General features: G+C 43.3%; 13 protein-coding genes. 8 read left to right on the plus strand and 5 right to left on the minus strand.

From position 1 onward, the window contains the following. Positions 1-27: 27 nt before the first annotated feature. The 5 genes from ACYVIL_RS15865 to ACYVIL_RS15885 all read right to left on the minus strand — a co-directional run bounded on the left by ACYVIL_RS15865 (position 28) and on the right by ACYVIL_RS15885 (position 4552). Entirely contained in the window at positions 28-693 is a 666-nt protein-coding gene (locus ACYVIL_RS15865; RefSeq protein WP_303474953.1) for a response regulator, read from the minus strand. Between the two features lie 61 nt (positions 694-754). Further along, positions 755-1552, minus strand: a complete 798-nt coding sequence (locus ACYVIL_RS15870) for an ABC transporter permease (protein WP_303474952.1) — start codon at positions 1550-1552, stop codon at positions 755-757. Further along, on the minus strand, positions 1549-2298 hold the full coding sequence (locus tag ACYVIL_RS15875; protein ID WP_460313394.1) for an ATP-binding cassette domain-containing protein: 750 nt from the start codon (positions 2296-2298) through the stop codon (positions 1549-1551). The genes ACYVIL_RS15870 and ACYVIL_RS15875 overlap by 4 nt, the downstream gene beginning before the upstream one ends. A gap of 11 nt (positions 2299-2309) precedes the next feature. Beyond that, positions 2310-3269, minus strand: a complete 960-nt coding sequence (locus tag ACYVIL_RS15880) for a YVTN family beta-propeller repeat protein (protein ID WP_303474950.1) — start codon at positions 3267-3269, stop codon at positions 2310-2312. 2 nt (positions 3270-3271) lie between these two features. Further along, positions 3272-4552: an ABC transporter substrate-binding protein gene (locus ACYVIL_RS15885; RefSeq protein ID WP_460313396.1), complete on the minus strand. Its 1281-nt coding sequence runs from the start codon at positions 4550-4552 to the stop codon at positions 3272-3274. 236 nt (positions 4553-4788) lie between these two features. Here ACYVIL_RS15885 and pedF point away from each other — a divergent pair, with 236 nt between their 5' ends. The 8 genes from pedF to nagA all read left to right on the plus strand — a co-directional run bounded on the left by pedF (position 4789) and on the right by nagA (position 15721). Further along, positions 4789-5235 carry a cytochrome c-550 PedF gene (gene pedF, locus ACYVIL_RS15890; protein ID WP_303474948.1) on the plus strand — a complete coding sequence of 149 codons (447 nt, stop codon included), beginning with the start codon at positions 4789-4791 and terminating at the stop codon, positions 5233-5235. 3 nt (positions 5236-5238) lie between these two features. Further along, positions 5239-6132 carry a substrate-binding periplasmic protein gene (locus ACYVIL_RS15895; protein WP_303474947.1) on the plus strand — a complete coding sequence of 298 codons (894 nt, stop codon included), beginning with the start codon at positions 5239-5241 and terminating at the stop codon, positions 6130-6132. Between the two features lie 500 nt (positions 6133-6632). After that, entirely contained in the window at positions 6633-8330 is a 1698-nt protein-coding gene (locus ACYVIL_RS15900) for a PQQ-dependent methanol/ethanol family dehydrogenase (RefSeq protein WP_460313429.1), read from the plus strand. A 187-nt stretch (positions 8331-8517) separates the two neighbouring features. After that, positions 8518-10608 (plus strand): 4Fe-4S binding protein, encoded by a 2091-nt coding sequence (locus tag ACYVIL_RS15905; protein ID WP_460313399.1) that lies wholly within the window; start codon positions 8518-8520, stop codon positions 10606-10608. A 1003-nt stretch (positions 10609-11611) separates the two neighbouring features. After that, positions 11612-12862: a sensor histidine kinase gene (locus ACYVIL_RS15910; protein ID WP_460313401.1), complete on the plus strand. Its 1251-nt coding sequence runs from the start codon at positions 11612-11614 to the stop codon at positions 12860-12862. Further along, a complete protein-coding gene (locus ACYVIL_RS15915) occupies positions 12859-13380 on the plus strand; it encodes a response regulator transcription factor (protein WP_460313403.1) in 522 nt (173 codons plus the stop codon). Before ACYVIL_RS15910 ends, ACYVIL_RS15915 begins: the two co-directional genes overlap by 4 nt. Before the next feature lie 212 nt (positions 13381-13592). Continuing rightward, positions 13593-14486 (plus strand): glucosamine kinase nucleotide-binding domain-containing protein, encoded by an 894-nt coding sequence (locus ACYVIL_RS15920; RefSeq protein ID WP_303474943.1) that lies wholly within the window; start codon positions 13593-13595, stop codon positions 14484-14486. 92 nt (positions 14487-14578) lie between these two features. Continuing rightward, positions 14579-15721, plus strand: a complete 1143-nt coding sequence (nagA, locus tag ACYVIL_RS15925; protein ID WP_460313405.1) for an N-acetylglucosamine-6-phosphate deacetylase — start codon at positions 14579-14581, stop codon at positions 15719-15721. Positions 15722-15751: the final 30 nt, after the last annotated feature.

Here is a 15751-nt window from a genome sequence, read left to right on the forward strand (position 1 = left end):
AGCTAGGTTGGATGTCATAATCTAGTGTTAGCGAATTAGATATTGGTTGAAATCAATGTTTGCGGCACACAATGCGGCTTGAATTCGGTTATGCACATTGAGTTTATTTAATATTGCCGACACATGGGCTTTTACTGTGGTTTCGGCAATATTTAGTTCGTAAGCAATTTGCTTATTGGATTTGCCCTTAGTAATGCATTCAAATACCAATAATTGTCGTCTTGTCAGCGCGCCAATTAATTTGGGATCGATTTGTTGTGTCGCGATGTCTTTTTTCGGTGAACTCACCGAGCCATTGCGAATAATATCTGGCGGTAAATAGACCTGACCCGATAGTACTTGCTCAATGGCTGCTACAATTTGCTCACAGCTTGAGGATTTGGTTATAAAGCCCACAGCACCATAGGTAAAAGATTGCAAAACGATACTTTTATCTTCTTCTGCTGAAACGATGACAATTGGAATTTCGGGGTATAAATTGCGGAATCTTACTATTCCATTTAATCCATCCATGCCAGGCATATTAAGATCAAGCAGAACCAGGTCAATATTTGGATTTTCTTCGGCTTGAACAAGAGCCTCTTCCAAATCAGTACAAGTGATGGTTGTGGTATCAGCAATATTGCGCTCTACAAAATCGGTTATTGCATAGCGAAACAATGGATGATCATCAGCTACTAATATTTCTACCATAACAAACACCCTAGTTTAAGTTTAACACTTACTTTACAATATTTTGGCGTGCACTGTCGAGTCATATCTTAGTTCTCCCTTTTTGCATACTTCGTTTAGGATCGTAGCCCCATATGGCAAGGGAGCTCAGTACAATTGCTGTTACTAAGGTTATTGTCATCGCATTGACGTTAGCGGTTTCATACAAGGCGAATCGTATTAACTCTACGCCGTGGGTAAAGGGATTATATTGGGAAATCCAATATAATACTTCATTTGATTCACGCATTTTCCAAAGTGGGTAAAGAGCGGAAGATAAGAAAAACATGGGAAATACCACGAAATTCATGACTCCTGCGAAGTTTTCAAGCTGTTTAATTCGTGAGGATAAAAATAATCCCAGAGCGCCCAACATTAACGCGGTTAACAATAATGCAGGAAAGGCCAGCAAGTAGCCCATTAATGTCATTTTAATGCCCAGCAACCAGGCGATGGCAAAAAACACATAGACTTGGATAATTGAAATACAGGCTCCAGCAAGAAGTTTGCAAATGAGCAAGAATGGCCTTGGCATTGGACTGGTCAGTAACACTTTCATGCTGCCCATTTCGCGGTCATACACCATAGACAACGAACTTTGCAAACCGTTAAAAAGTAAAATGATGCCGGCTAATCCAGGCACTATATACACATCATAAGTAATATAAGTTTGATAAGGCGGAATAATTGCGATGCCAAGTGCTGCGCGGAAACCAGCTGCAAATACCACTAACCACAACAATGGCCTTACAATAGCGCTTACCAACCTGGCTTTTTGTTGTAAAAAGCGCAACATTTCTCGCTTAATTATTCCGTTAAAGCAGTACCAGTATTTGATCATGATATTCGCCCTTCTGTCATTCTTTGGTACAAAGTCGCCACATCTTTACACCCGTGTTCGCTGAGCGCTTGTTGACAGGGAGCATCTAGGCGTACTTTTCCTTGATGCAAAATAATTAAATTATCCTTCAGGTTAATTTCATCAATTTGATGGGTGGAGGACAACACCGTGATTTTTTCATCTACACAGAGTTGTCGAATGTACTCATTGATGCTTTGTCGTGTCGCGATATCTAAACCAACACTGGCTTCATCAAGTAACAATAGTGCAGGTTGGTGCAGCAACGCACGGGCAATTTCTACTCTGCGACGATGACCACCATTTAGGGTTCTGACTTTTTCGTGTTGCCTGTCTTGCAGCTCGAACCGGCTCAATTCAACCTGAATACGTTGTAAGGCAATACGCCGTTTTATGCCATGAAGACTGGCATGATACAACAGGTTCTGGGCAACGCTTAAATCAAGATCCAGGGTACTCTGTTGAAATACGATGCCCAATGATTGCATTACATTACTGGGGGATTTATTGAGGGATTTACCTTGTAGGGTAATTTCACCGTTTTCGGTACTCAATAACCGGCAAATAAGCGAAAATAAGGTACTTTTGCCTGCCCCATTTGGACCTAAAAGGGCGTAGAAGTTACCTGGTGTGAGGGTTAAGTTAACCGCTTCAAGTACATTCTTTTGTTGATAGCGATAGTGTAAATCGGTTACCTGTAACACTGGGCTGTTTGAGTCATTTTTCATTGGATAGCAACTCACGGCTTCACCGCGATACCCCAGGGATAACGGCCTACGCGAATTGTTTTGATGACGTCCAACTTGTTGACATCTATGACGGAAACATCACCACTGACACCATTAGTGGTTAATAGCAGTGACTGGTCTTTAGCGAAGGCAAGCTGCCACACCCGTCTGCCAACCAAAAGGTAGTCCAATACCTCAAAACTCTGTGCATCCACAACAGCTACGTGGTTTGATGGGCCTAAGGCAACGAAGGCATATTTACCGTCGTCGGTGAGTTTTATACCAACTGGCTGGACACGGTCTTTATGCACACCTTTGACTTGGAAGCGAATGGTATTCAGTATATTTCTGCTCTCTACATCAACTACAGTGACAGTGCCACCAATTTCAGATGAGGCCCATAACTGTTTTCCGTCCCGGGTAAATTCTACGTGGCGAGGCCTTTGGTCTACTAATGTGTTGTCTACTAATTGAAAGCTGCTGGTATCTATCCAATGCAACATATTAGTGGTTTCAGTGGTATTTATTGCCCATTTTCCATCTGGACTGATGGCCATTCCTTCAGGTTCAACTCCCACATCAATTTGAGCCAAAACGGTACGAAGTTTTGTGTCGACTACGGTAACAATGGCGTCGTCTTCATTGGCGATATATAGATGCCGGTCATTTTTATGTAGCGCAAATTGTTCAGGGTCTTCGCCAGAAGGAAGGTTGTGGATAATACGGTTGCTTGCCACTTCCAGTACTTGTACTGCATCTGATTCACTGGCGCAGATATACAAGTGTGAATAGTCTTTATTGAAGATAATACCCCGAGGACGCATGCCAACCTCAATGGTCTCCACAACTTCTAATTTATCTAAGTCAATAATGGATATAGTGTCGTCCTTTTCATTTGAAACATAAGCTGTCTCAGCAAAGGTTGGAGCGACATTGATGAGCAGGAGTGACAACAACAGAAAATTTTTCATTTTTACACCTCGTCCATTTTGCATTTAACTTCAGGTTTGTCGTAGCCAAGTGTGTCCAGATCCGTTAACGGATGCAGGAACCCTTGTTGTGGAGATTGGCTAACCAGTGCATTGGGCTGCGCCAATGGAATAGGTTGTCTTAACTGGCCGTTAAAGTTTCGAAAGGTTAATTTGCGGCCTTTAAAGGCGGCTAATTCAAATTTATCACTCATCATGTATTGATAGAGTTCTTCAGGTTTGTTTGATGTGGTTCTCGTCACCGCCTCTGCAATTGCTCTAACGGCTAACCAAGCGGCATAGTCTTGGTTTTGCATTTCTCTTCCGGCAAATTCATTAAATCGATTTTGTAACTGTACGGCACCCCATTGTTCAATACTGTGGTGCCAAGCCACCGGGGTGAGCCCATGGGTGCCTGCCACTGGACGAGGCAGCCAGGTATTATAAGGCAAATAGAATCCGTACTGGTTATGGGCATCGGTGACGATAACCACATCGTAATCTTTGCTTTGCGTCAGTGCCGGGACTTCTTGTTGTGCCATACGCCGCAAATCTGTGGTGAAACTCCACTGACGCTGCCCGACAATTTTATTCCCAAATCGCATAGCTGAACGCTTATATGAGGCTGCGATAGTCTGATCTTGCGGGTCATTTGAACTTACCAGTAACCACTTCTGCCAGCGTTTTAACACCATAAACTGGGCTAGGGCGTCACTTAGCATTGCCTGACTTGGAATGGTATGAAGTAGCCCACTTTGACATTGATTAGTGCGCCAGGTGTCACTTTGATTGCCAGCATTTATAATCAGCCTCTGAGCTGAATTGTGCTTTAGCAAGGTGCTAAGAAGTGCATCGCTACCAACGGCTATTATTGGGCCTTGGTGTTGCTGTTCCCAATCTGCGACCTGCTGAGTCAATCCCTTTATATTATTATCCTGAATAATGGTGAGGGTAAAATGCTGGTTCAAAAAACGCCCGGTAGTATTGCTATCACTCACTCCTAGTTGCGCCCCTGACGCGGCTAAATCTTGTGCGTGTAATTTACTGGTCAATACACTGTTGGGCTGAGTGGCCTGTTCTATCACTATGGCGATGGGGACGGTTAGACTTGGAGTACTTTGCTGAGCTAATACCTCATTCGTTGTGCCTAAACACAGTAGAGTAAGTAGGCTAAAACCAATTAGGCGCTTGCTTATTCCTGACCTTTTTAGAATATCTGCAAAAGTCATTACGCTTATTGTTTTGGCGTGTTTGGCATCATTGTTCTTACTGTTCAGTATAAACATGAGCACATTCCTTATTTATCACTAAGTCTGACTCATACTAATGGAAGATTTAGGCTTTATGTATGAGCAAAAAGGATGAAAGGTTTACTACCTAAGTACAATTGGAAGCGTTTTTCGAATCGCATACCGTTATCTCACAGGCTGGATCGTGATGCTCATTCGACAAATAAGATAACTAAAGTTGTCTGCTTCAAGAAGTCAGCCGTTACCTTTTGAGACAACTTTTGGAGAACGTAATGAAAAAATTAAAAACGGCAGTATGTGCCACTACGCTAGCGGCAATGTCTATATTTACCTATCAAGTTTATGCACATGGCAACGTTACGCCTCAAGCGGTTGATGTAAGTTCATTACCCCAATTAGGTGAAGAGTGGTTAGAAAGCAACCCGTTTACTGGAAATGAAGAAGCTATTAAAGTCGGGGATTCAGCTTACAATCAAAACTGTGCTCGTTGTCATGGTTTAGAAGTTATCTCGGGCGGAATTACGCCAGATTTGCGTAAACTAAATGATCCAAATGAGTTTTTTAGCCCTGAAGAAGCCGATGAGTGGTTTATGAGTCGTATTCGTCATGGTGCCGTTGTTGATGGCCGAGTATATATGCCTCCTTTTGAGGGAATATTGAGTCAAGAAGCTATGTGGGCAATCAAAGCCTACATTGAAACCCGTGACGTTCCAGAGTAAATCATGATTAGACGGCTGTTTTGGCGCTACTGTCTTGCGGGTTTCTTGTGCTTGTTAGCTAGCTTGCCCGCGACGTCAATTGCCCGAAGTTTTGATGACATTATGGAGTCTGGTTATATCACTGTGGCAGTGTATAACGACTTTCCTCCTTATTCCTTTAAAGACAATAAGGTCCCGCGGGGAATTGATGTGGATGTTGCTGCTCAAATTGCCAAAAATCTCAATCTTGACGTTCGTTGGATGTGGATTACTGCAGATGAAAATCTAGAAGATGATATGCGTAATGCAATCTGGAAAGGCCACATTATTACTCGTAAGAAAGCTGACTTGATGATGCGCGTTCCATACGATCACAAGTTTAGTTATGCCATTGATGGATATGGATTACCTAAAAATGAAATGGTGGTGATGTTTGGACCCTACCACAGGGAAAGTTGGGCGATACTAAAAGACACTCAGAAAACCAATAACATCGACACCTTAGCTATATTTCAGTACGAAAAAATAGCAGTTGAAATTGATTCACTACCAAGCTTTTTTCTCGGCGCGACCATCGGTGGTCGTTTGCGAGATAATATTGTGCACAGTGAAAGCATATACAAAGCCATCGATTTGCTTAAAGATGAAAGTGTTGCCGCAGTATCTGGTATGCGTTCTCAGTTAGAGTGGGGTATGCCAGATGTTGGGTCACGCTATACCATTAATGCTACTGGCTTAGCAGCAATTAGTATTAAGTCTTGGGATATCGGCATGGCGGTACAGCAAGACTTCCGTCAACTTGCTTATGCTGTAGAAGATCAAATTACGCTAATGGTCGATAACGGCCAAATGCAGAAGATTTTCGACAACTATAAGGTTACATTTGAACCATCGAGTTTGTACCAAGAAAGCCATTAATTGCTGCCGTTAAACGCCATCCAAGGCTAACGCTAGTTTTGCGTTAGCCTTATTTATTTCCTTATCCCAGAGCTTCTATTTATCCCTGTTTTCATCATCGTCCTATGGACTTAATCATTGTTGCTGTATGAGAAGGTGCGAAAAACCATTTAAAAAAACCGGGTAATTAATTTCCAATTAGTGGAAGGATTTAACAAAGTACTACTACCAACGGACTAAGAATGATAATCCAAGGTTCAATGGTTGTTAACAACTTGTTGTTCAATACTATTTATGACGGCGAAGGTGGTGAAAGCAGAACACTGCTCAACACCGCTATAGACGGACAATAAAGTTATGTGCCGGGGATAAAGGTCAGTACTTGAGACAGCCTCGGAAAAACAATAAAGGTGATGTAACGCCTTAAGTACCTGTTGAACTACTGGAGAATTCTAATGAAAAGCCGAAAAATTTCTGGTCAATTGCTTAGTACGGCACTTGGCCTCACTCTGGCGCTGGGAATGCTAAGTACAAATACCCATGCGGCAGTCACTGATAAAGATATATTAAATGATCAAAAAACCACTGATGATGTAGTGAGTTATGGTCTTGGTCCCCGCGGCCAACGATATAGCCCCCTTGACACACTCAATACTGACAACGTTAAAAAGATGCACCCGGTGTGGGCTTTTTCCTTAGGTGGAGAAAAGCAGCGTGGGCAGGAATCCCAGCCAATTGTCAAAGATGGCGTGATGTTCGTTACCGGTTCTTATTCTCGAGTCTATGCTATAGACGTGAATACTGGTGATGAGCTTTGGCAATACGAAGCGCGTTTACCCGATGGTATTATGCCTTGCTGTGACGTAATTAACCGTGGTGTCGCAATTTATGATGATGTGGTTATTTTCGGTACCCTAGATGCGATTTTAGTCGCTCTAGACCAAAAAACCGGTAAGGTTCGCTGGCGTAAAAAAATGGGTGACTACAAAGCAGGGTATTCTTCAACTGCAGCACCTATGATTGTTAAAGGTATGGTGATCACCGGTGTATCTGGTGGTGAATTTGGGATTGTGGGTAAGGTAGAAGCCCGCGATGCTAAAACCGGTGAGCTAATCTGGATACGCCCTACAGTTGAAGGCCACATGGGATACCTTAATGGCAAGGAGAATGGCATTACCGGTGGTGAGGCCAATAAAACCTGGACTGGTGATTTGTGGAAAACCGGCGGTGCAGCTACTTGGTTAGGCGGAACCTATGATCCAGATACTGATTTAATCTTTATGGGTACAGGTAACCCTTCTCCTTGGAATTCTCACTTACGTCCTGGTGATAATTTGTATAGTTCTTCTCGTTTAGCCATTGACCCTGATACTGGCAAGATCGTTTGGCATTTTCAAACAACTCCTCATGATGGTTGGGACTTCGATGGTGTAAACGAACTCATAGCGTTCGATTATAAAGACGGTCGCAAAACCGTAAAAGCGGCTGCAACAGCAGATAGAAACGGCTATTTTTATGTGCTTAATCGTGAAGATGGTAAGTTTATCCGTGGTTTCCCATTTGTTAGTGGTATTACATGGGCAGAAGGTCTAGATGAAAATGGTCGCCCTATCTATAAAGAAGGTGGTCGCCCTGGAAACCCCGCTGATTCAGAATCAGGTGAAAAGGGTGAAACTATTTGGTCTGTTCCTTCTTTCTTAGGCGGAAAAAACTGGATGCCAATGGCGTATAGCCAAGACACAGGATTATTCTACGTTCCTTCTAACGAATGGGGTATGGATATCTGGAATGAGCCAGTCAGCTATAAAAAAGGCGCGGCTTACCTAGGTTCTGGTTTTACCATAAAACCTATTTATGACCATATTGGCTCATTAAAAGCAGTTGACCCTAAAACCGGTGAATTGGTTTGGGAATTCAAAAATACCGCACCGTTATGGGGTGGAGTATTAGCCACCGCAGGTAATTTAGTCTTTACTGGAACCCCTGAAGGCTATTTGTATGGCTTTAATGCTAAAACAGGCGAAATCGTTTACAAGTTTAACACCGGCTCTGGCATCGTTGGCTCGCCAGTGACTTGGGAAAAAGACGGCGAACAATACCTAAGTGTTCTGTCTGGTTGGGGTGGCGCGGTTCCTTTATGGGGCGGTGAAGTTGCCAAGACCATCAAAGACATTAACCAAGGCGGCACCGTTTGGACGTTTAAGTTGCCACGTAGCTAGAGGTGGCACCGCGGCAAGGGGGGGTCCCACCATCTTGTCGCGCTTTTTATAGAAATACCAATCCATTCTGGACGCTAGCTTTCAGTTTGGATTGGCCTTAGTGGTCTGTAGGACTCATTTTCAGACTGTTTTTGTGGTATTTCGTCAGTTCGATTTAGAACTGGATCAAGTTAGGACACTAATAGCCATGAAGATTTTTCGCAACTGGTTATTCTTATTCCCATTGATTGTATTCAGTGGTTCCACATTAGGCTCTGCTATTTCCGAACAACAAATAAAACACATATTCCCTAAAGCAACATCTATTGGCGACACCCTGGCTGAGTATCCAGTTCAACCCATATATCAACTTCAAGAATTATTAGGTTATGTCTTCCAAACCAATGACTTAGTCGATTTCCCCGGTTTTTCTGGAGATAAAATTAATCTTTTAATTGGCATCGATACTGGGGGAAACATCAAAGGTATCCAAATATTATCCCATCATGAACCTATATTTCTTCATGGCTTAGGGCCTGAGCCATTAGATAGGTTTATTGAGCAGTATATAGGCAAGAACGTCTCCAATAGGATCATCGTCGACAAGGCAGCAAACGATACCAACCTTGATGATAAAACCGTGCATGTAGACGGTGTTACTAAAGCCACGGTTTCGGTGATTGTGGTGAACGACACAATATTACTGTCATCATTGCAAGTCGCTAGAAATATGCTGGAGGGCTTTACTGTCGCCCCTTTGGCAACCCCAAAAGATGATTTCCAATCCTTGAGTTGGCAACAACTTCTAGATAGAGGTTACGTACGAAAGTGGACGCTAACGCGGCAACAATTTGAGCAAGAATTGAATGCACAATTAGAGGATTTTCCAGCAGACACCTTTGCCGTGGAAGAGGGCGATGAGTTTACTATTTACTATGCTTACTTAAATGCTCCTAGTATTGGCATTAACTTATTAGGCGAGGCGGAGTACCAACGCTTAATGACCGGACTAAAGCCCAATGAGCAAGCCTTCGCTGTGATGTCTGAGGGCTTTTTTCATTACCTTGAGGATGATTTCAAGCCAGGTACCGTGGCCGATCAAATTAATTTAGAGCAGGGCAATTTACCCTTAGCCATGCGTGATTTGAATTTTTACAGTTTTACTGAGCCAAGTCTCGCTTCTGGAGCGCCCATTACTGATGACCTGCAATTATTTGTTGTGAATACGCAATCGGGGTTCAACCCTAGTTTAGATATGCAGTTATCCCTTAATTTAACCGTGGCGAAAAACCATCTCGTTCAGCAGCAAGCCCGTTTTCAAGATGACTATGCATTGCCTAGCTCTCTTTTTGATATTGCAGAGGCGGTGGAAGTTGAAGCGCCAACCCCCCCTTGGGTGCGCATATGGGAATCGAGAATCGGTGTGATTAGTGTCTTAATCGCGAGTTTGATTTTAGTGACGGTGATTTTTATCTATCAGCATAAGTTGTCAGCCAACCAGAAGCTATTCCGATATGTTCGTTGGAGCTTCATGTTTTTTACGTTGTTCTTTATTGGTTGGTATGCCCAAGGACAGTTATCTGTAGTGAACATATTTCCTATCATTCAAAGCCTGATGAATGGCTTTGAAATTCAAATGTACTTAATGGATCCGGTTTTGTTTATTCTTTGGATTTACGTATTCATTAGTTTATTTATTGTTGGACGAGGTATCTTTTGTGGGTGGTTGTGTCCTTTTGGTGCCTTACAAGAAATGCTCGGTTGGGTGGCTAAAAAATTGCGTATTCGCCAAAAGAAAGTGCCCTATTGGTTACACAGTAAATTGTGGTGGGTTAAGTATGGAATACTAATTGGCCTAGTATTTACTTCTATTTATTCTATCCGTACTGCTGAAGTTTTATCTGAAGTAGAGCCTTTTAAAACCGCGATTACGTTACAATTTTATCGTTATTGGCCCTTTGTTGTTTATTCGGTTGTGTTACTTGCAGCTGGATTATTTATTAACAAGTTTTATTGTCGTTATGTTTGTCCTTTAGGGGCGGGATTAGCGATTCTAGGTTATTTCCATATGGGGGAATGGTTAACCCGCCGGAAAGATTGTGGCTCTCCTTGTACATTGTGTCATCACAAGTGTGATATCAAAGCGATAACACCCAAAGGAGAGATTAATTATAACGAATGTGTGCAGTGTTTAGAGTGCATAGTTTATTACAATAACGATGATTTATGCCCGCCTCTTAAGAAAAACAAGCGCAAAAATAGGGGCAAAGCCATAGATGTTAGCCAGCAACCAGCATAAAAATACCTCTCAGGACGGTAGCAGGGTCTTCAGGCCATGGGGCCCCAGGTAATTTCTAGGGGCTAAAGCCACCGACTACTGGTAAGGTTTTTTCTCGGAATTGAATATTCATTCCAGACCTGTAGCATGGTCTTTAGGCCATGGATTTTTTCGAAGGGGCCTAGGGCAATTTCTCGGGGCTAAAGCCACCGACTACTGGTAAGGTTTTTTCTCAGAATTGAACATTCAATCCAGACCTGTAGCAGGGTCTTTAGGCCATGGATTTTTTCGAAGGGGCCTAGGGCAATTTCTCGGGGCTAAAGCCACCGACTACTGGTAAGGTTTTTTCTCGGCATTGAATATTCATTCCAGACCTGTAGCATGGTCTTTAGACCATGGATTTTTTCGACGGGGCCCGGGCAATTTATCGGGGCTAAAGCCACCGACTACAGGCAAGGTTTTTTCTCGGCATTGAACATTCATTCCAGACCTGTAGCATGGTCTTTAGGCCATGGATTTTTTCGAAGGGGCCTAGGGCAATTTCTCGGGGCTAAAGCCACCGACTACTGGTAAGGTTTTTTCTCGGCATTGAACATTCATTCCAGACCTGTAGCATGGTCTTTAGACCATGGATTTTTTCGAAGGGGCCCGGGCAATTTATCGGGGCTAAAGCCACCGACTACTGGTAAGGTTTTTTCTCGGCATTGAATATTCATTCCAGACCTGTAGCATGGTCTTTAGACCATGGATTTTTTCGACGGGGCCCGGGCAATTTCTCGGGGCTAAAGCCACCGACTACAGGCAAGGTTTTTTCTCGGCATTGAACATTCATTTAGTCCTGTAGCATGGTCTTCAGGCCATGGATTTTTTCGGAGGAGCCCCGGGCAATTTCTCGGGGCTAAAGCCACCGACTACTGGTGAGGTTTTTTCTCGGAATTGGACATTTAATCCTGTAGCATGGTCTTTAGGTTTAGTTTGGCATTATAAACTGTTATAAATAGAAAAATTGCATCCGAGTAACGCCATGTCCATACCCCACCTACAAACCAATCGTCACCTTTTGCTGTTGATTAAGCTTAGATATGGTTTTATCTTTCTGCAATTGTTAGTGGTTCTGTTAGCCGAGTATTGGTTTGAATATAACCTTCCCTACTTAACCTTAAAGTTAATTATTGCCATAGAATTGGCAGTGAATATGGTGCTGTTCTATTGCTATCGAGGCAATCGTAATGCCCGTGAAGGTGAATATCTGTTTCAAGTTTTACTGGATATTTTACTGCTGACAATTTTGTTGTACTTTGCCAAAGGAGCCACAAACCCCTTCGTTTCTTTGCTGTTGATCCCCGTTGCCATAGCCGCAGTGACTCTTTCCCGTCGTTTACTCATATTGGTGAGTTTTGCTGCTTTGGCAGCATATTCTGTGTTGTTTTTTAGTATTGATTCTCATCAAATGCATATGGTGGATATGCAGCAGCATTTTCTCGGGATGTGGGTTAACTTTGTTCTATCTGCTTGTGTGGTGGTGCTGGTCGTCGCATCTTTAGCACAAGCTATGCGCAATCAAGAGCGCTTTGTCAGTAAGTTAAGAGAGGAACAATTACGTCAAGAACAACTGGTCGCTTTAGGGACGACGGCGGCACAATTTGCTCATCAGTTAGCGACCCCCTTAGCGACGGCAAATCTGCTTACTGAAGAGCTTGAGTTTGAGTCATCTGAGGCTGACCCTTTGCTCACTCAACTGAAGGAGCAATTACATTTATGTAGCCGTCGATTACAAGATTTCCGGGAGATGTCAGAAGAGGTCAAGCTGAACAGTAAAAGACTGATCCCAATGCCTGAATTGCTTGCAAAATTACAACAAGAAGTACAGCTAAATTTCGCTGACATTGACGTCGAATATAGCATCCCAATCTTAGAAAATTTGGCGGTACGAGCAGATACCACTTTATTACCAGCGCTATTAAATTTGATTCAAAATGCGGTGCAATCGAGTAAACGAAACGATTGTCAGCAAATTCAAATACAATGTCGTCTCGACAATAGTGCGCAAACAAAACAATTTGTGTTAACTATTCGCGATTTTGGCGCTGGATTACCTGAAGAGAGTTTACTCGAACTAGGGGCAACACTCGTTGAAAGTGAACAAGGATTTGGAATGGGAGTACTACTGAGTCACGCTACCTTAGAGCGTTTAGGTGCGCAATTGCGTTTGTACAACCACACTGAAACAGGTGCTGTGGCCGAGATATTAATGGAGTTGGTGATCTTGCAATGAGGTTGTTACTAATCGAAGATGAGCAAAGTTTTGCGGGCATATTACTGCGTCGCTTGACCCACCACGGATATGAATGTTTGCATGCCGATACTGTGGATAAAGGTCTTGTTATGGCTGAACAATCACTCCCTTCACACCTGATCTTAGATTTGAAAGTTGGCACTCAAAGCGGTTTGTCTATATTACCCCAGTTGCGGGAATTACTTCCTGACGCTCGTATTATTCTGTTAACTGGCTATGCCAGTATTGCTACCGCGGTAGAAGCGATAAAAGCAGGAGCTGACGATTACCTGTCAAAGCCAGTGGACAGTAAAACCTTGTTAGCTATGTTAGCTGGGGATAAACCTAAAGAAGCCACTAGTGACACCCACATCATGTCGCCTGCCAGGCTAGAATGGGAGCACATTCAACAAGTGCTAAAAGCAAATCATGGTAATATTTCAGCAACGGCGCGCCAGTTAGGTATGCATCGCAGAACCTTGCAGCGTAAGTTAATCAAAAAACCAAGATCTGATTGAACTCCCTAGTGAGCTCGAATTACGTCCATTAATTCACTTCTCGTTCAAGTGGACGTTTTACGTTTGAGCAGATTCAATATTCCGTGAAACCTCCCTAAAAGCCCATTAACTGGCAGAAGTAAAGGGATAATTTATCTGCATAAATACGTTGATTTAATCACCGGACAAAATATCGTGCTAGTATGTTATTTGATTGGTATGAGGGAATAAAATTGCAAAATCCTTTCTATTTTCTGGGGATCGACGGTGGCGGCAGCAAATGTAAAGCTCGCCTCGAGGACGCGCAAGGAAATCTGTTAGCAGAAAGTGTGGCTGGCCCTGCAAACCCTGCTAGGGATATGCAAGTCGCCTTAGCTTCCATTCAACAGGTCAGCGAACAGGTTATGACCTCAGCTAATTTGCCTGTTTCCGCGTTATCAAACACTTACGTTGGAATGGGGCTGGCCGGTCTTAATTTGCCTATGTATAAATCTAAATTGCAAGCTTGGCAACATCCTTTCGCTCAATTAAGCCTAAGTACAGATTTATACATTGCGTGTCTGGGGGCACACAACTGTGATTCAGGGGCGATTGTTATTGTTGGAACAGGAAGTGCGGGATTAGCCTGTCATCAAGGGCAGCAGTATGAATATGGTGGTCACGGCTTTTTATTAGGTGATAAAGGAAGTGGCGCATGGATTGGGTTGCAAACCCTAAGGTGGGCCCTAGAAAGTTTCGATGGAATGGCACAATCTAGTCCCTTCATTGAGGCGGTTTTCGAGTTTGCGCAGTGCTCAGATGCGGCACAAATAATAGAAAGTTATTTAACCTCAAGTTCAGCCAAATTTGCCAACCTAGCCCCGCTGGTATTTGAATATGCAAATCGCCACGATCCTGTCGCCACCGACATCATTAAGGACGGCGCCAGTTATTTAAGCGCCCTTACTAGAAAGTTGCAAAGTCATAGCCCCCAACGTATTGCGTTTATTGGCGGTTTAGCCCCTAGTGTTATCCCTTGGCTGGATGAAGATATTCAGATTGGAATAAAGCAACCCCTTGCAGCACCAGAATGTGGCGCTATTATGATGGCAAAAAAACAATTTGAAAGCGCAAACAAGCATAGCTGACAGCAACATTAATTGAACAACAACATGAAGTGAAAAACAGCCTTTTATGAGGTGTTCCATTCACGCGGATCCCATTTGAGGTAATTGCTCCCATGGCACATAAATTAACTAAGACTCACTACCATGCTAGTCGGTTTTTCGATGGGCAAAGTATCCAAGAAAACCTTAGGCTAACTATTGAAAATGGGTTGATAACGTCTATCGATAAACATCCACAACCCACAGACTTTCCCCTCGAAGGGTTAGTCACAGCAGGCTTTATTGATACCCAAGTAAATGGTGGCGGCGGGGTTATGTTCAATCAAAGACCTAGCCTCGAGACTCTGCGTACTATGCGTAAAGCCCATAGCTTATTTGGCACTACGGCAATGCTCCCCACTTTAATTACTGATAATTTAGATTGCATGCAAAGTGCAGCAAATGCTATTGCACAAGCCATTAAGGGGCAAGAAGCGGGGATATTGGGAGTGCATTTTGAAGGGCCACATTTAAGCATGCCTAAACGAGGGATCCACTCAAGTGAGCAAATTCGACCGCTGAGTGAGGATGAAATGGCTATTTTTTGTCGTCAAGATTTGGGCCAAGTGGTAGTCACTGTTGCACCTGAAAACGTGTCCCAAAGCCAAATCATAGAGCTGGTTAATTGTGGTGTAATTGTCTCCCTTGGGCATTCCAATGCTGATATTGATACTGTTTTAAAGGCAATTGATGCTGGCGCTACTGGCTTTACACATTTATTCAATGCCATGTCAGGTTTAACTGCACGTAACCCAGGAATGGTTGCCGCAGCACTGCAAGATGAGCGAGTGACCTGCGGCTTAATCGCTGATGGATTGCACGTCCACCCCTACAATTGCCGGTTAGCTTTTCAATGTAAAGGTTGGCAAAAATTAATGTTAGTGACGGATGCTATGGCCCATGTGGGGGCTGAGGTGGAAACACTGCCATGGCTAGATACCCAGATTATCCGCAATGGTAATAAGCTTACCTTAGCTGATGGAACTTTGGCGGGGTCTGCCTTGGATATGAGTTCTGCGGTACGTAACCTACATCAAAATATGGGTGTCCCTTTAGAGTCAGCCCTGAAGATGGCGAGCTTAACGCCTGCAAAATTTTTAGCTTGCTCAAACAGAGGGAAGTTAGCTGTAGGCATGCAAGCCGATTTTGTAGTGCTAGACGAGCAATTGTGTACTTTAGGCTGTTGGATAGCGGGGATCCAAGTCACTCACCATTAGCTGAGTGACTTATTTGGCATTTTGCAAGCT

This window comes from Aliiglaciecola aliphaticivorans (assembly GCF_054782055.1).